General features: G+C 33.3%; 11 protein-coding genes, 1 tRNA gene and 3 pseudogenes. 11 read left to right on the top strand and 4 right to left on the bottom strand.

Translation table 11 applies throughout. From position 1 onward, the window contains the following. Nucleotides 1-41: 41 nt before the first annotated feature. Nucleotides 42-425, bottom strand: a complete 384-nt coding sequence (locus tag PW52_RS01595; protein ID WP_044631163.1) for a DUF983 domain-containing protein — start codon at nucleotides 423-425, stop codon at nucleotides 42-44. Between the two features lie 87 nt (nucleotides 426-512). Here PW52_RS01595 and PW52_RS01600 point away from each other — a divergent pair, with 87 nt between their 5' ends. From PW52_RS01600 to PW52_RS01625, 7 genes are all read left to right on the top strand, one after another. Next, nucleotides 513-2,423: an ABC-F family ATP-binding cassette domain-containing protein gene (locus PW52_RS01600; protein ID WP_044631164.1), complete on the top strand. Its 1,911-nt coding sequence runs from the start codon at nucleotides 513-515 to the stop codon at nucleotides 2,421-2,423. A 77-nt stretch (nucleotides 2,424-2,500) separates the two neighbouring features. Next, a complete protein-coding gene (locus tag PW52_RS01605) occupies nucleotides 2,501-3,625 on the top strand; it encodes an efflux RND transporter periplasmic adaptor subunit (RefSeq protein WP_044631165.1) in 1,125 nt (374 codons plus the stop codon). After that, on the top strand, nucleotides 3,625-6,822 hold the full coding sequence (locus tag PW52_RS01610) for an efflux RND transporter permease subunit (RefSeq protein ID WP_044631166.1): 3,198 nt from the start codon (nucleotides 3,625-3,627) through the stop codon (nucleotides 6,820-6,822). The genes PW52_RS01605 and PW52_RS01610 overlap by 1 nt, the downstream gene beginning before the upstream one ends. Then, the gene (locus tag PW52_RS01615; protein ID WP_044631167.1) at nucleotides 6,812-8,125 is read left to right on the top strand and encodes a TolC family protein; all 1,314 of its coding nucleotides are present in this window, start codon (nucleotides 6,812-6,814) and stop codon (nucleotides 8,123-8,125) included. The genes PW52_RS01610 and PW52_RS01615 overlap by 11 nt, the downstream gene beginning before the upstream one ends. 155 nt (nucleotides 8,126-8,280) lie before the next feature. Beyond that, on the top strand, nucleotides 8,281-9,105 hold the full coding sequence (locus PW52_RS01620) for a Two component regulator three Y domain protein (protein WP_044631168.1): 825 nt from the start codon (nucleotides 8,281-8,283) through the stop codon (nucleotides 9,103-9,105). A gap of 66 nt (nucleotides 9,106-9,171) precedes the next feature. Then, nucleotides 9,172-9,354, top strand: coding sequence for a CPXCG motif-containing cysteine-rich protein (locus PW52_RS17315; protein ID WP_082050796.1), 183 nt, complete (start codon nucleotides 9,172-9,174; stop codon nucleotides 9,352-9,354). 121 nt (nucleotides 9,355-9,475) lie between these two features. Continuing rightward, nucleotides 9,476-9,548, top strand: a tRNA-Met gene (locus PW52_RS01625). 149 nt (nucleotides 9,549-9,697) lie between these two features. On the opposite strand, the gene PW52_RS01630 is transcribed toward PW52_RS01625, so the two are convergent. Genes PW52_RS01630 through PW52_RS17820 form a run of 3 tightly spaced genes read right to left on the bottom strand, consistent with a single transcriptional unit; the run spans nucleotide 9,698 to nucleotide 11,616 of the window. Then, on the bottom strand, nucleotides 9,698-10,372 hold the full coding sequence (locus PW52_RS01630; RefSeq protein WP_044631169.1) for a hypothetical protein: 675 nt from the start codon (nucleotides 10,370-10,372) through the stop codon (nucleotides 9,698-9,700). Then, nucleotides 10,365-11,351: a hypothetical protein gene (locus PW52_RS01635; protein WP_044631170.1), complete on the bottom strand. Its 987-nt coding sequence runs from the start codon at nucleotides 11,349-11,351 to the stop codon at nucleotides 10,365-10,367. Before PW52_RS01635 ends, PW52_RS01630 begins: the two co-directional genes overlap by 8 nt. A gap of 1 nt (nucleotide 11,352) precedes the next feature. Next, entirely contained in the window at nucleotides 11,353-11,616 is a 264-nt protein-coding gene (locus PW52_RS17820; RefSeq protein ID WP_044631171.1) for a hypothetical protein, read from the bottom strand. A 37-nt stretch (nucleotides 11,617-11,653) separates the two neighbouring features. On the opposite strand from PW52_RS17820, the pseudogene PW52_RS01645 reads away from it, so the two are divergent. The 4 genes and pseudogenes from PW52_RS01645 to PW52_RS01660 form a co-directional block, all read left to right on the top strand. After that, nucleotides 11,654-11,866: pseudogene (locus tag PW52_RS01645) on the top strand (DUF4138 domain-containing protein); the annotation flags it as partial. Nucleotides 11,867-11,946: 80 nt separating this feature from the next. Then, a pseudogene (locus tag PW52_RS01650) lies at nucleotides 11,947-12,849 on the top strand (IS982 family transposase). Between the two features lie 323 nt (nucleotides 12,850-13,172). Next, nucleotides 13,173-14,149 (top strand): annotated as a pseudogene (locus tag PW52_RS01655) (IS110 family transposase). Nucleotides 14,150-14,840: 691 nt separating this feature from the next. Then, entirely contained in the window at nucleotides 14,841-18,011 is a 3,171-nt protein-coding gene (locus PW52_RS01660; RefSeq protein ID WP_052823310.1) for a SusC/RagA family TonB-linked outer membrane protein, read from the top strand. Nucleotide 18,012: the final 1 nt, after the last annotated feature.

An 18,012-nucleotide genomic window follows, 5' to 3' on the forward strand; every position in this document is an offset into this window, starting at 1 on the left:
AGTGTATAGCCCGACCCCAATAGGTTGGGGTAATTCCCAATTTATTTTTTAATTAAATTTTTATCGTAGTGCATAAAAATGTTAATCCAGATATTTCTTGATAGCCTTAAAATAATTGGCATAAAAACAATTAAAGTGGCTACTATTGCGATAAAAACGCTTATTAAGCTGGCGTTAAACACAAAAAATGAAATAACAAAAGCTGCTACTGCAAACGCAATACCAACACCATAACTAACATACATAGAGCCATAAAAAAACGATGGTTCTATTTTATATTTAGTGCCACAGTGCGAGCATTTTTCGTGCATGCTTAAGGCTTCATTTAGTTGATACGGGTTTTTATTGGTGTACATAGATTCTTGATGGCATTTTGGGCAACTGCCTGTAAAAATGCTATATAGTTTAGAGCCTTTTTTAAACATAATATTTGTGTATTTTTGCTATCAAAATTTAGTAGTACAAAGTTACTTTTTTAAAAATAAACCCACTGTAATAAAAGTTACATTTCTATGATGAATATTCATAACTTATCGATTTCTTTTCAAGGCGAATACCTTTTTGAGGATATAACATTTAAACTTGGAAACGGCGACCGCATTGGGCTTATTGGCAAAAATGGCGCAGGAAAATCTACCATGCTTAAAATTTTATCGAAAGAGTTAGAGCCAGATACTGGACAAATTGCTGCCGATAAAGATTTACAAATTGGCTTCTTAAAACAGGATATTGATTTTGTTTTAGGTAGAACGGTGCTTGAAGAATCGTACGAAGCTTTTACCGAAATAAAGGAATTAGAAGCTAAAATGGATGAAGTGAACACCCAATTGGCCGAACGTACCGATTATGAAAGTGAAGCCTACAACCAGTTAATGATAGATATTAACGAGTTACAACACCAATACGAAATTGCAGGTGGTTACAACTACCAAGGCGATACCGAAAAAATATTACAAGGTTTGGGTTTTAAGCGTGATGATTTTAACAAATTAACCGATACCTTTTCTGGTGGTTGGCGTATGCGTATTGAATTGGCTAAACTACTATTGCAAAATAATGATATTCTGCTTCTGGATGAGCCAACAAACCACTTGGATATTGAATCTATTATTTGGTTAGAAGGATTTTTAAAAGGTTACACCGGCGCTGTGGTAATTGTATCGCATGATAAAATGTTTTTAGATAATGTTACCAACCGAAGTATAGAAATTTCTTTAGGTAGGATTTATGATTACCCAAAACCATATTCACAATATTTAGTGTTGCGTAAAGAGTTGCGCGAACAGCAGTTGGCATCGCAAAAAAATCAGCAAAAGCAAATTGAGCAAACCGAGAAATTAATCGAGAAGTTCCGTGCTAAAGCATCAAAAGCAACCATGGCGCAATCGCTAATTAAAAAGTTAGATAAAATTGAACGTATTGAGGTTGATGAAGATGATAATAGTGTAATGACGCTTAATTTTCCAGTTTCTATAACACCTGGTAAAGTGGTGGTTGAAGCCGAAGCGGTTTCGAAAAATTATGGAGATAAAAAGGTTTTAACCGAGGTAGATTTACTTATCGAGCGCGATAGTAAAACGGCTTTTGTTGGGCAAAACGGACAAGGAAAATCAACCTTAGCCAAAATTATAGTTGGTGACTTAAAGCACAACGGAAATTTAAAATTGGGACATAATGTGCAAATCGGTTATTTTGCCCAAAATCAAGCGGAATATTTAGATGGTAATAAAACCGTTTTAGATATTATGATTGATGCTGCCAACGAAACCAATAGAAGTAAAGTTAGAGATATTTTAGGATCGTTTTTATTTAGAGGCGACGAGGTTGAAAAATACGTACGCGTGCTTTCTGGAGGTGAACGTAACCGTTTGGCTTTAGCAAAATTAATGCTGCAACCATTTAATGTTTTGGTGATGGATGAGCCAACAAACCACCTTGATATAAAGTCTAAAAACGTATTAAAAGACGCCTTAAGTCGTTTTGAAGGTACTTTAATTTTAGTATCACACGACCGTGATTTTCTTCAAGGTTTAACAAATAGTGTTTATGAGTTTAAAGACCATAAATTAAAAGAATATTTGGGCGATATTGATTTTTACTTAGAACAGCGAAACGTTGAAAACTTAAGAGAAGTAGAAAAACGTACCGTTGTTAAAGAAACTCCTAAGGAAAAGAAGAATAGAAGCTACGAAGAACAGAAAAAATTAAAGTCGCTTAATAATAAATTAAGTAATGTTGAAGCTAAAATTAGTGAGCTTGAAAAGAAAATTAAAGCTATTGATGTGGAGTTAGAAATTAATTATGAAGCGGTTACGGCTAAACCTAATTTTTTTGACGATTACCAAAAGCTGAAATCTAACTTAAGTCAGAATATGGAGAAATGGGAAGCATTGCAGTTCGAAATTGAAGCTTTAGACGACTAACTTTTAAGTTTTTTTTAAGATAAAAGCATTAAACTATAAGGTAGTTTTGCAGTCATATACCATCAAACTACCAATCAATGCGAAAAATTATACTTGCCGGAATAGGGATAGTATTAATTGTTGCTTCCATTTTAGGAGCTAAAACAATTATAGATAATAAACACAAACCCAAACCAGTAAAAGAAAAAGTTGTAAAAACTGTAATAACAGATACGGTTTTAAACAGTGATGTTAAAATTGTTGTTCCAGCAAACGGAAGTCTTACAGCAAAACAACGTTTAGAAATTTATGCCGAAGTACAAGGTATTTTTAAAACAGGCAATAAATTATTTAAACCAGGACAAGAATATAGAGCGGGAGAGCCTTTAATTCGAATCGATGCTTCAGAATATTACGCCAGTGTGCAATCGGCAAAAAGTGAATTGTATAATAGCATTGCGGCAATTATGCCCGATTTACGTTTAGATTTTCCCGATGTTTTTCAAAAGTGGCAAAATTATTTAAGCAGTTTCGATTTAAGTAAAACAACACCGAAGTTGCCCGAAATGACTTCCGATAAGGAAAATTACTTCATTACTGGTCGTGGCATTGTAACTAGTTATTATAGTGTAAAGAATTTAGAACAGCGCTTAGCAAAATATACCATTTCTGCTCCTTTTACAGGAATTTTAACCGAAGCTTTAGTTACCGAGGGTTCTTTAATACGCAGTGGCCAAAAATTAGGAGAATTTATAAATCCATCGATTTACGAAATGGAAGTGGCCATAAGTAAAACCTACGCATCTTTATTAAAAGTAGGTGAATCTGTAGTTTTAAATGATTTAGATAACACCGAAACTTATACCGGAAAAATCTCTAGAATAAATGGCAGTATTGATGCTACAACACAAACTATTACCGCCTATATTGAAGTTAAAGATAGCGCATTAAAAGAAGGTATGTATCTGGAAGCTAAACTAGATGCAAAAACCGAAACCAATGCTTACGAAATGGATAGAAATTTATTGCAGGATGGCAATCAAGTTTTTGTAGTAAAAAATAATGTTTTAGAGCTTATTAACGTAACGCCTGTATATTTCTCTGATGCTAAGGTGGTAATAAAAGGTATTCCAAATAATACAGTTGTACTTAAAAAATCTGTGCCAGGAGCTTATTCTGGTATGCGTGTAAAGTATGCTAAATCTTTAGATACAGCTGAGTAATGAAAAAGATAATTCAATATTTTATACGCTACCATGTTGCTGTAAATGTATTTATTTTAGCATTTATTGTATTTGGTGTTTTTGGTGTTTTAGCTTTAAAATCGTCGTTTTTTCCACTTTCAGATTCTAAAATTATAAATATTACGATAAACTATCCAGGAGCTTCGCCACTTGAGATAGAAGAAGGTATTGTTCTTAAAATAGAAGATAATTTAAAAGGTTTAGAAGGTGTAGATCGTGTAACATCGGTTTCAAAAGAAGATAGTGGAACCATAACGGTTGAAATTGAAAAAGGCGAAAATATCGATTTTATGCTGCTGGAAGTTAAAAATGCAGTAGATAGAGTGCCGTCTTTCCCAACGGGAATGGAACCTTTAGTGGTGTCCAAACAGGAAGAAGTTCGAGAAACCATAAACTTTGCTATAAATGGAAAAAATATTCCGCTTGCTACGTTAAAGCTGTTAGCAAGACAAGTTGAAACCGATTTAAGGGCTATTGATGGTATTTCTCAATTAGAAATATCAGGTTTTCCAGACGAAGAAATTGAGATTGCTGTTAACGAAACACAACTATTAGCTTATAACTTTACGTTTACCGAAGTTGCAAGTGCGGTTAGTAAGGCCAATATTTTAGTTACAGGAGGAAATGTAAAAACAGAGGCCGAAGAATTTTTAATTCGTGCAAATAACAAAAATTATTATGGTCGAGAGCTTTCTAATATTGTTGTAAAAGCTTCTGCCGATGGAAAAATAGTTAGGTTAAAAGATGTGGCTATTATTCGCGATCGATTTTCAGAAACTCCAAACGCCACCTATTTTAATCAAGATTTAGCGGTTAATATTTCAATAACAAGTACCAATAGTGAAGATTTAATTTCATCGGCTACAAAAGTTAAAGAATATATTGAAGGTTACAACCAAAAATACGATAATGTAAAAATTGATGTTGTTAGCGACCGTTCTGTGCCATTAAAACAACGTACCATGTTATTGGTTGAAAATGCATGGCAAGGTATTTTGTTGGTGTTAATATTCTTGTCCTTATTTTTAAACACAAGATTAGCCCTTTGGGTAGCCTTTGGTTTACCTATTTCGTTTTTAGGGATGTTTATTTTTGCAGCCCAATTCGATGTAACTATAAATGTACTGTCTCTTTTCGGGATGATTATCGTTATTGGTATTTTGGTAGATGATGGTATTGTAATTGCCGAAAATATTTACCAACATTACGAAAAAGGAAAAAGTCCGGTTCAAGCGGCAATCGATGGCACTTTAGAAGTTATTCCACCGGTAGTTTCAGCTATTATTACCACGCTTTTAGCATTTTCGTTATTCTTCTTTTTAGATAGTAGAATAGGTGAAAACTTTGCCGAAGTGTCTGTAGTTGTTATTTTAACTTTAGTGGTTTCTTTGGTAGAAGCACTAATTATTTTGCCTGCGCATTTAGCACATTCAAAAGCATTAAAACCACCGGTTGAAGATAAAAATCCTTCAAAATTAAAGCAATTCTTTTCTATAATGCGTGGCATTAATAAAATGGGAGATAGAATAATGACGTATTTGCGAGTACGCGTTTACTCACCTATTTTAGGTTTTGTACTTCAATACAAAATGTTGGCTTTAGGTATTTTTGTGGGCTTATTAATTATTACAATAGGCGCTTTAAAAGGAAGTGTAATTGGAGTAACATTATTTCCAAGGGTTGCGAGCGATACGGTAACAGTAGAATTGGTTATGCCTACTGGAACTAACGAGAAAATTACCGATTCAATTATAACAATGATTGAAGAAAAGAGTTTTATTGTAAACCAACAATTAACCGATAAATATTTAAAAGGAATAAATAAAGAACTTTTTGAAAACACTATTGTTAATATTACAAGTAGCTCTAGTGCCTCCTTGCGTATAAACTTATTACCAGGAGAAGAACGTCCAGACGAAATAAAATCGTTTTTAGTAACTAATAAGTTAGAAGAACTTGTTGGACCTGTAATTGGAACCGAACGATTAATTTATGGTTCTGGTGGTAATTTTGGAGGTAACCCAATTTCGGTTTCTTTATTAAGCAATAATATTGAAGAACTTAAAGCCTCGAAAGAAGCGTTGAAATCGTATTTAAAATCGAACCCATTATTAAAAGATATTGGAGATAACGATCCTGCAGGTATTAAAGAAATTCGTTTAGAACTTAAAGAAAGTGCGTATTTATTAGGTTTAGACGTGCAAACCGTAATGGCGCAAGTGCGTTCTGGTTTTTTTGGAAATCAGGCACAGCGTTTTCAACGAGGACAAGACGAAATTAAAGTTTGGGTACGTTACGATCGTACAAATCGTAGTTCTATAAACGATTTAGACCAAATGCGAATTGTAACACCAAATGGAGAGCGTGTTACACTTAAAGATATCGCGTCTTATTCTATTGCACGTGGAGAAGTTGCCATAAATCACTTAGAAGGTGTACGTGAAATTCAGGTGTATGCCGATTTAAAAGACCCAGGAACTAGTGCTACAGATATAATTGATGATATTAAAACAAGCTTTATCCCAGAATTGCAATCAAAATATCCAACCATTAATGCATCCTACGAAGGACAAAATAGAGAGGCTACAAAGCTTATGAAGTCTTTAAATATTGCGGGACCAATTATATTATTACTGATTTACATCACCATTGCATTTACGTTTAGAAGTTACTCCCAACCTTTTTTATTGTTATTGTTAATACCGTTTAGTTTAACAGCAGTAGCTTGGGGACACTGGTTATTAGGATTTCAAGTAAATATTTTGTCGCTTTTAGGAATTATAGCCTTAATAGGAATTATGGTTAACGACGGATTGGTGCTTATTGGTAAGTTTAATGCCAATTTAAAAGAAGGTATGAGCTTTGATTTAGCACTAACTGAAGCTGGAAAATCCAGATTTAGAGCCATATTTTTAACATCCTTAACTACTATGGCTGGTTTAGCACCTCTATTAATTGAAAAAAGTAGACAAGCCCAATTTTTAAAACCTATGGCTATTGCAATCTCATTTGGTATTGGTTATGCGACCGTTTTAACATTATTAGTGTTACCGCTGTTTTTATCGTTTAGTAATAGTATTAAAAAGAATGTAAAGTGGTTATATACTGGAAATGATGTAACTAAAGAAGAAGTAGAACGCGCTATTAAAGAGCAAAATGAAACCCATGAACACTAAGTTTTTATATATTTTACTATTATTTAGTCCATTTTTAAAGGCGCAAGAATTATTAACGCCAAGTAAAGCTGTGAGCTTAGCTTTAGAAAATAATTATGGTATTAAAGTGGCGAACAGTAATGTAGAAATAGCAAATAATAATGCCGATATTTTAAATTCTGGTTACTTGCCAACCCTTACAGGAGTTGCAGGTGGTTCTATAAATAAAGAGAATTCCGAAGGGCAATTGGCTAATGGAGAAATAAGAGTGGCCAATGGAGCAGAAACTAGAAATTACAATGCCTCTGTAAATTTAAATTATACTTTGTTTGATGGGTTAGGGCGTATGTATGATTACAAACAACTAAAACAAACACGCGATTTAACCGAGTTGCAAGCTCGAGAAACTATAGAAAATACCATAATTCAATTGTTTGCGGTTTACTACAGTGTTGCCGAATTAGAAGAAAACACCAATGCGATTAAGGAAACCCTACAAATATCTAAAGAAAGGTTAGTTCGAGCTCAATATCAATTCGATTATGGACAATCAACAAAACTTGAAGTTTTAAATGCCGAAGTAGATATAAATAACGACAGTATTAGTGTTATGAATTCGAATCAAGAATTAATAAACTTTAAGCGCGATTTAAATCTAGTTTTAGGGAATAGCATTACCGAAAATTTTAATGTAGATACCACTATAAATTTTAATAACTTATTAGATAAAGCCGAGTTGTTTAATAAAGCAAAAACGTATAATAATAGTTTATTGCAAATAAATAAAAGCATAGAAATTAATAAGTTAACCGTAAAATCGGAAACATCGGCTTATTTGCCAACCATTGGTTTAACAGGTAGTTATGGTTGGAATGAAACCACAAATAATAGTCCGTTGGCCTTCGCGCTTCAAAATACAAGTACTGGAGTTTCGGGTGGACTTAATTTAACATGGAATTTATTTGATGGCGGAAGCACAATAACGCGTGTAAAGAATGCTAAAATTAATCTTGATATTCAAAATATTCAAAAAGAAGAATTGCTTGTTACGTTACAACGTGATTTTAATAACGCTTGGGACGATTATCAGAATAAACTAAATATTTATCATTTGCAAGAAGCAAATATTATAACTTCGCAAAATAATTTCGATAGAACCCAAGAAAAATTTAAGCTAGGGCAAGCCACATCTATAGAGTTTAGGCAGGCGCAAATAAATTTATTAAACGCCGAATTAACACGAAACAGTGCAAAGTACGATGCTAAAATAGCCGAACTCCAGTTGTTACAGTTAAGTGGAGAGCTCTTAAATGTTAACTTCTAAAAATCAATAAAATACTCGGTAATGTGTTTTTTGTCCATTAAAAATGTATTTCGTCGATGTTAAAATGTTAAAATTTCATGGTGTTTGTCGGAATTAATTACAATTAATCGATAACTCTTGTATATTCGTAGTGTGTTAATCCAAATCTAGCATCTATGAAAACTTTGAACTTAACCTTAGCATTTATTTTTGCGACGTTTTATTCGTTCGCAAATGTATCAACTTTAGAAAAAGAAGCATTAATAGCTATTTATAACGCAACCAATGGTTCAGAATGGAACGTAACGTGGGATTTAAGCGCACCAATTTCCGATTGGTATGGTGTAACCCTTGAGAACGATAAAGTAGTAGAGTTAAATTTACAGTTTAATAATTTGGAAGGCGAATTACCTATGGAGATAGGTAGTTTAGTAAACCTTAAAAAGATTAATTTTGGGTTTAACAAAATATCAGGAACTATTCCTAGTTCATTAAAAAACTTAAAAGAACTAACAGCTTTGGAGTTGTTTATGAATAGATTTGAAGGAGATATTCCTGTAGAATTAGGATCGTTAAAAAAATTAGAATCTTTAAAATTATATAGCAACCAACTAACTGGCGAAATTCCGTTAGATTTAATGGACTTAGTTAATTTGAAAGAATTACTGTTAGGTAGTAACTTTTTAACCGGTGAAATTCCGTTGGAAATTAGTGCATTAACTAAGTTGCAAAAGTTAAGTTTAATGGACAACCAAATGTATGGAGAAATACCAGTTGAGTTATCACAATTAAAGGACTTAGAAGAATTATTATTATCCACGAATCAATTTACTGGTGATTTGCCTATTGAATTTATGAGCCATAAAAATTTAAATACGGTAATGGTAAGCGATAATAATTTAAACGAAGAGTTTATCACTGTATCTGGCAAAAATCCTCCCACGCTTGGCGTTTTACAAATTGAGAGAGCTACCGCAATAATGGATCTTGAAAAAGAATAAATTTATACTAATAACATAAGTTATAGCCATCAATTTTTTGATGGCTATTTTTTTTACCTTTATTTTATGTTAGAACATTTTTTTACCTGCCCTTACTGTTGGGAAACGATATCGATGTTATTAGATTATTCTGTTAACCAACAAAAATATATAGAGGATTGTGAAGTTTGCTGCAACCCAATACAAATTGAAACGAAGTTTTTTAATAAGGAACTTATAGATTTTCAGGTGTATAACATAGAGCAATAATATTTTTTCAAATTTATTATTGTAGAATCTAAAAAGGATTGTATATTTGCAGTCCGAAACAATTAAGTCGGCATTATGAACCGAAAGTTAAAAGCTAAGATAATTGTTAAAGGATTTATATCGCGGGATAGAGCAGTAGGTAGCTCGTCGGGCTCATAACCCGAAGGTCACTGGTTCGAGTCCAGTTCCCGCTACTAGCAATGACAAGGCTTCACAGAAATGTGAAGCCTTTTTTTATGAGCTTGGTACAACATAGGTACAACATTTTACAGTTTTTCTTCAAGAAATTTAATTTGAAGAGAATTGATGTCAATTGTACTTATATCTTATTTTGGTTATAATTTCAGTTCGAAACTTGTTCTGTATTGAGGTTGTATTTCCTAAAAAGCGCCAAATCAAATTTTAACTGTTGCAACCCATACCCTTTCAAATCATAGATTTTCTTCCGGCAACATTTTTTGTATTTAGGCCCGCCACATAATGGACATTCTTTATTGGGGTGATATTTGATACCATTAATGGCCGTTTCCAATAAGGAAATAATATTTTTAAAATCAGATAGTCCAAATTCTTCTTGATAAAATTGCGCGATACCTTCAAAGTGATGTTTGTATTCCCCATTAGCATAATCCTCTGTGTATTCTTTGTAATGATAATTGGCAAAAAAAGGATAAACAACATCTCTGTAAAACTCTTCAAATACAATCCCTCGACGTTTTCTTTTCATAAGCTTATGAGGAATGTCCAAACAACATTCCCCTTTTTTTGAAATATGAAAGTCCCAATCTCTTTTGATAATTTGAGTTTTCTCAATTACTATGGGTACGGTATGTGGGTACTCAGCTTCATTTATAAGAATTAAGATTTTAAAGTGACCCCAGAGCCTATCAATTCTGTCTATAATACTTATTTTGCCTTCGAGAGCTGAATATCCAGTTTTAGGGCTTTCAACTTTCTCAAAGGCAAAATATTTGTCCAGAAAATTTTTAATGTCATTACTGAGGCCTTTTTTACCCATAGTTGAAGTAAGGTTTACTTTTAGAAGCGATTGGATACAAATCACGGCTATTCCTGTTGGGGTCTGGAAAGGTGTTAATTGTCAATACCAAGACACCCATATCATTTTGAACAGCTAGGTTGTTATCTACCAAATAGCGTTCCCAATCAAAGTTGTATTGGTAATATTTTCTTCCATCTTCATAATCGTGAATTTCCTTGCTTCGCTGTGCAAAATACTTGTCCTTTCTAAGTTGTGTTGTCACATTGTGACCTACAACTATGCCTCTATTTTTTGCGTTACTTTGCATTTTAGGTGCAAGACTCGTATGAAGACTACACGTCGTAACTTCGCCTGATTCACCAATGCCCGAATAGAACCAATCCACCTGTTTGGAATGACCCAAATCTAATCCTGCCCTTGTATGGATGTCTTGAATACCATTATCTTCAAAAAATTCTTTTAGGTCATTTTTCACGAAATAGGATATCATTGAAAAGGACTTTAGAGCATCTTCGGCGGCTTTCAACTTTTCTATGTTTTTTCCGCCGAAATAGACCATCAAACCATCACCTTGTATACGATGCACGTAGCCACCACATAGGTTTACGGCAAACATTGAAGCTCGGATGATACTTTCAGTAATCAACCTTACGGTTGCTTTTGTGAAATTATTAAAGAGCTTTGTGCTCTTCTTTACATCGATAAAGCCTGAAATTATCCAATGTTCTTCAACTAAGTCTGTACCCTTTAAGTGTACAAAGTCTGGATGACTTCCCAGCGGCTGATAATCAAAAGTCTCTGGCACACCCATCCCTTTCGCAAATAATTTCATTTCGTGGGATAGCTCTCGACCAGGAAGTTCGTTTCTCAACGATTTAAGGTATTCACGGTTGCTTTCCAATAAAGGTTCGCTTAATCCGTAGATTTTGTTTGATTTTGTAGGGTCATTCTCGACCGCTTTTTTAATTACGTTTTTGTAGTCTTCAAATAGGTTCATTTTATGAGGTTATTTTAATTAATATGTAGGTTAATGGTGCCAATAGCACAAATTGTATGATTAATAGGGTGCAAGCCCACTTTAGTTTTTTAAATTTTGATTTCAAGCCTTGTGAAAGAACAAAAACTTGATTTCTCAAATCTTTTACATCCTCTTTTTTGTCTTGCTTTTTTGAAAGCTCGAAAAATTCTTTTTTGTCTTTCTGCGCGATACTGGCGAAATAGTATAGCGATTCCACATCTGACTTAGGTGAGAAATAAGGCATACTTGCCAATGCCAGCAGTATGAGGCTGCCAACTAGGGTTAGTGGGAATAAAAAGCGAAAAGCTTCCTATCAAAGAATGCAAATGGAACGAATCTATACCTACAATCTCCCTACGATAATAAGAAATGCCCAATCGATTCGGTTTATATATGTCTTACCTAAGTTTGTACTTTCTGAGAAGGAAAAGTTAGAATTGGAAGTGCAGGAGTTAAATGGTAGTAGAAAGGTGCTGTTGGTAACAAGTGTATGAATAAAACCCGTTGTGCATTTATAAAAAGTTGTGCAAACTGCCAAAAGGCAGTAAATTGTAGTAACCACACTATAATTTATATGCACAACTTTCAAGCAAATTACGACAAAATACTCAAGGTTTTAAAAGAATTAGATTTTAAAATGGATTATTTACATCAAATACGCAAACCAAAATTGAGAGATAAAGAACTCATTGCGGTAGATTTAACATCAGAGTATATGGGTGTTGATAGTGAATGCCAGCTTTTTCGAATTCTACCAGCTGGTTTATCCAGAAAAATAGAGCGCAGTGTTTACAACAGAAGAAAGCGTAAGTTGTTTCCATTTAGAGAATCACTCCGAAAGGTATTGGTAAAGAGGCTGAATACATCCGAGTATTGTTTTATTGTTGACAGCATGCCTTTAGAGGTCTGTAAATTATCAAGAAGCTCTAGGAGTAAGATATGTAAAGAACAGGACTACAGTCTGCCCGAAAAAGGATATTGTGCGAGTCAATCAAGCCATTATTATGGGTATAAGCTGCATCCTGCCTGTTCTGCGCGGGGTGTTATAGAAAGCATGGGCATTAGTCCTACTTCTGTGCACGACATCAACTACTTAAAGGATATGAGGCAGCAATTAAGTGATTGTGTATTGCTTGGCGACAGAGGGTGTTTGTCGGCGGAATATCAATTAAATTTGTCTGAATCCCATAATATTAGGCTAGAAATTCCTATGAGAAAAAATCAACATAACTATAAGGAGTAGCCGTATATTTTCAAGAAATCCAGAAAGCGTATTTAAACATTGTTTTCTCAACTTTGTGACCAATTTATGATTCGAAGGAATTATGCTAAATCTTTTGAAGGATTCAAAAACCGAATATTGTCCAAGATTACAGCTATGACGATCATCCAATATATAAACATGTTTGAATTCAACAGAAATATCAATAACATAAAAAAAATATTGCCTAAATGCACAACGGTTAAATGTAATTAAATCTATATAGGTGTTGTTGATAGTGTTTTAATTTACTAATAATTATGTCGTTTATGTTATGGGTATACATCGTCAAATTTTGAATAACTAAAAATATACTTCTTAAGTTAGCATTTTAATAAAAAAACTAAATTGAGACCTATAAAATAGAAAGCACAAAAGAGAGGAATAAGGTTATTATATACGCAGAGACTACAGATCTCGTCAACATTGAAAATCCCTCTCTTTATCTACACAGATTTCGAACAGTTCTATAAGGCTTTTAGACCTCGATTTTAAGTCGTTGAAACTCGCGTAGAGGTCCTTTCAAAAATCATTTTCTTATGAATAAAGATATTAAATATTTTGGAATAGACATTAGCCATTTGGTTTTTGATGTTACAGATTCAGAAGGCCATTATTATCAATTTAAAAACAGTACTACAGGCTTTAAAAAGTTTATTAAGCTTTTGACAATAAACAGTCATTGTGTTATGGAAGCAACAGGTTACTATCATTATCAGTTAGCTTATTATTTACTTGAATCTGGGATTAAAGTTTCTGTTGAAAATCCATTAGCAGTGAAGCGCTTTATCCAAATGAAATTGTCCAAAATTAAGACAGATAAGAGTGATTCTAAACTAATCTGCGAATACGCGAAACAAGTAGAATTAAAGCTTTGGAAGGGTAATTCAAAGCATCAAACAGAATGCCTTCAAATGACTAGACAGACTCCTTGCTGTATATACAAAACAAAGCACGATGTTAAAAAATAAGCTGCATGGAGAGTCTGTCTTAGGGAATCCGAGCAAAGCAGTTGTGAGCTCTCTAAAACGTAGTCTAAAACAGGTTCAAAAAGAAATAAAAACTTTAGAAGATAAACTCATGATACTAGTAAAAGAAGTCCATCAAGATCTATTAACCTAGCTAAAAAGCATACCTGGAATAGGCAGTAAAACCGCATTGATGTTAGTGGTTCTTACAGATGGATTTGAACGATTTACAAGTGGAAGTGAATTGTGTAGTTATGCAGGCTTAACACCTGTTATTAGGAAAAGTGGAAGTAGCATAAATGGACGCAGTAAAATTAGTAAAATAGGAAATCAAAAAACTCCGTAATCTATTATTTATGTGCAGCTTTAATGCATGTAAATATAACAAGGCCTGCAGAGATATTTATGAGCGAATCGTAGGCAAAGGAAAAAGTAAAAAATTAGCTTTAATCGCTGTGTGTAATAAGCTCCTAAAACAAGCTTTTGCTATCGCAAAATCAGGCCTGATTTATGATGATTCTTATCGAAGTGCTTTAGATATAAATTAATCTGGTTTTACTTGTTTTTTACCACAGTACTTTGTTGTGAATATATAGCTGATAGAGATTTTTTATGAAAAAATTAAAAGCCTACCAACTAAATATAACAAATATAGTAGAAATAGTATGTAGCTAATTTATAATGTACTTTTACCCTTAATTTATTAGTAGCCCTTGCACGTTTTCGTTACCAACACAACATATTTTAATATATAACAGTGAGTAAATTTAGTGTTTTCTTTTAAAAAAAACAGATGTTGAAAAACTATATATCTGTGTAATATTTCAACATTACCACTATGTTATTTCTTAAAGGAGACATCTACTACACCTGTCCAAAGAGTAACCTTAAGTAAAAAGATAAAGCCAAGCCTACTTGAAAGTTAGTGTTTCTCTGTTTGCATTGTTGTATGTAAGCCTTGTAAGTTGTTTTCTAGGTATTTGGTGCAAATAGGAAAAGAGGCAGATTTGAGCATAATAAAAGTTGAAATGAGTCGGAGAGTCAGGGATAAATATTTGAAATTTGCACAGTACAAAATTTGATTAAGGATTAATTAAAACACGAGAAAAGCTTTTTTCTGTTATGTGTTTTAATAATGGATTTATTATTAACAATTAAACAAGCTAAATGAGAAAAAAACAATCAAAACAATCAAGCAATCAACTAAACAATTATTAAGCAATTTAATCTAAACTAAATATGAAACAAAAAAAAACTTTTTTGAATAATTTCGAGTATAGACAAACTTTTTTCAATTTAAAAAAAGCGCTAGGTTTAATTCTGGCACTCGTCTATATAAATGTAGCTGCTATCGGTGAAAATTTTGATGCAAGTAGTATCTATCAAGAAAAATCTGTTAGTGGTACAGTGGTGGATGTCAATGAGGTTCCGTTACCTGGTGCCACTATTGTAGTTAAGGGAACTTCAATAGGAACAGTGACTAATTTTGATGGATCTTATAATATAACTGTACCAGATGGTTCAGAGATATTAGTGATTTCTTACGTTGGCTTTGAAACTCAAGAAATTAATATAAGTAATAGGTCAGAAATTAAAATAGTCTTGGTAGAGGATGCTTCATTACTTGATGAGGTAGTAGTAGTTGGGTATGGCTCACAAAAGAAAATAAATCTTACAGGAGCTGTTTCTACCGTTAGTTCTAAAGAAATAACTCAAGCGCCAGTTGTAAGTACTAGTCAAGCACTTGTGGGTCGCGTTCCTGGTCTTGTGTCAACTCAAGAGAGTGGTGAACCTGGTCAAGATGATGCAAATCTAAGTATTCGTGGTTTTGGAACTCCATTAATAATTATAGATGGATTTGAAGCTCCATTAAATAATATTGACCCAAGCGAAATTGAATCTATATCTATATTAAAGGATGCATCTGCAGCTATTTATGGATCACGTGCAGGAAACGGTGTTGTGTTGATAAAAACAAAGCGAGGAAGGATATCAAAACCAACATTTTCAGCTAACAGTTCGTATGCTTTACAAAGCTTAACGATATTTCCAAAGCCACTTAATGCTGCTAAATATGCCGAAATAATACGTGAAGCTGAGATAAATTCAGGAGTTCCTGAATCAAATCAGATTTTTTCAGAGGAAGACGTTAGGCTATACCAAGAAGGAACACAACCAGGTTACGAAGGAACAGATTGGTGGGACACTGTAATGAACGATACATCACCGCTTGTAAAGCATAATATATCTATGTCTGGTGGTAGTGAAGATATAAAGTATTATACATTTTTGGGTTATACTGGGCAAACAGGTATGTTTAAAAGTGGGGATAATAAATTTAATCGTTACAATTTACGATCTAATATTGATGGGAATATAAATGATAATTTAACTGTTAGTTTAGATATATCTTTAGTTTTGTCTGATCTTACAAGCCCTACTAGAAATACATCTACATTATTTTCTGATTTTTTGGGAATGCGTCCAACTTTCCCGGCAAGTCTGCCTGATCCAGATAGAGTTGCTTATGCAGGTACAATAGTATCTCCTGTAGCTAGTACAAACCGTGATATAGGTGGATATAGAGATAGAAATGACAATCAAATATTTTCAAATTTTGGTATAAAGTATGATGTTCCAAATGTAGAAGGACTTTCTTTTAAAGGTGTATTTAACTATATATATAGTACTACTGAAAATAAAAATTGGAATAAGAGCTATGATTTGTATACTTATGATTATACGTCAGAAGAATACACTACGTTTTCTGGGGCAATAGCTACAAGTTTAAGTGAGAGGTTTTCTAAATCAAGAACACTTTCTGGGCAAATGTTTGTAAACTATGACCGTACATTTGCAGAAGATCACGATTTATCCTTACTATTTTTAACAGAGTTCTCCGATTATAAAGACAAATGGTTTTCTGCTGGTCGAGGTAATTATATTTCCAATTCTTTAGATTACCTATTTGCTGGAGGAGAAGACTCCCAATCTTCAAATGGTGCTGCTTCTGAAACTAGTCGTTTAGGTTATATAGGTCGTTTAAATTACGCATACAAAGGAAAATATCTTTTAGAATCAACCATACGTTATGATGGGTCACCAAAATTCGCTGAAGATAAGCGTTGGGGGCTTTTTCCTAGTCTTTCGCTTGGATGGAGAATTTCAGAAGAATCATTTTTTAAAGACAAAGTTGATTGGATAAACAATCTTAAATTAAGAGGAGGATTTAGTAAAACTGGTTTTGATGGTATTGGAGCTTTTCAGTATTTAACAGGGTTTAATTTTGGTGATAGATATATTGTAGATGGCCAAGTAAGAAATGGATTATCTCCTACAGGTTTAGCAAACCCAAATATTACATGGGAGGAAATGACAATTTATAATTTAGGATTAGAGTACAATTTATGGAATAGTAAACTTTATGGTGAGATAGATGTGTTTTATCGTGACAGAGACAAAATATTGACTACAAGAGCACAATCTGTACCTTCTACTTTTGGAGCAACGTTACCTGAAGAAAATATAAATAGGCAAAGCAATCGTGGATTTGAATTTTTAATAGGAACTAAAAATACAATTGGTGATTTTAGTTATGATATTTCTGGGAATCTTTCTTGGACACGCGCTAAGTGGGAAAAATTTGACGAACCAGAATATACAGATGAAGATGATATTCGTGTAAACCAAAGAACTGGAAATTGGGTTAATAGATGGTTTGGATATGAAACGGATGGTTTATTTACTACTCAAGATGAAATAGATAATCATCAGCTTGACCAAGACGAACAGGGAAATGCCACAATAATGACAGGGGATATAAAATATATTGATCAAAATAATGATAATGTACTAGATTGGAGAGATCGAGTTGATATAGGTAGAGGGCATATACCAGAAATAATGTTTGGCACTAATATAAACTTATCTTACAAAAACTTTGATTTCTCAGCTGTTTTCCAAGGGGCAGCCAATTTCAACGCCAGAGTCAATATGCATATTGCTAATGAAAGTAATGTACCAGATATTATATATGATTTGAGATGGACTGAAGAGAACAATGATAAATGGGCAAAAGTACCTCGATTGTATATGGGTAATAAGGTAAACAATAATCATATTTCTGATTATTGGTTAAGAGATGCGAGCTATTTAAGATTGAAAGTACTAAACATTGGTTACAATTTCCCGAAAGATTTAATGGATCGCATATCCTTTAATAGTATAAGACTCTTTGTATCAGGAACTAACCTGTTTACAATTAGTGCCTTAACAGAGTATAGTATGGACCCTGAATCTCCTTCAGGTTGGGATCCTGATAGACCTAATGCTGCCCCTTCAGGAACAAGGACTGGATATTATTATCCTCAACAAAAAGTATATTCATTTGGCATAAACATGTCATTCTAAA

Origin of the sequence: Neotamlana sedimentorum, assembly GCF_000943565.1 — a bacterium.
GTDB classification, from domain to species: domain Bacteria; phylum Bacteroidota; class Bacteroidia; order Flavobacteriales; family Flavobacteriaceae; genus Neotamlana; species Neotamlana sedimentorum.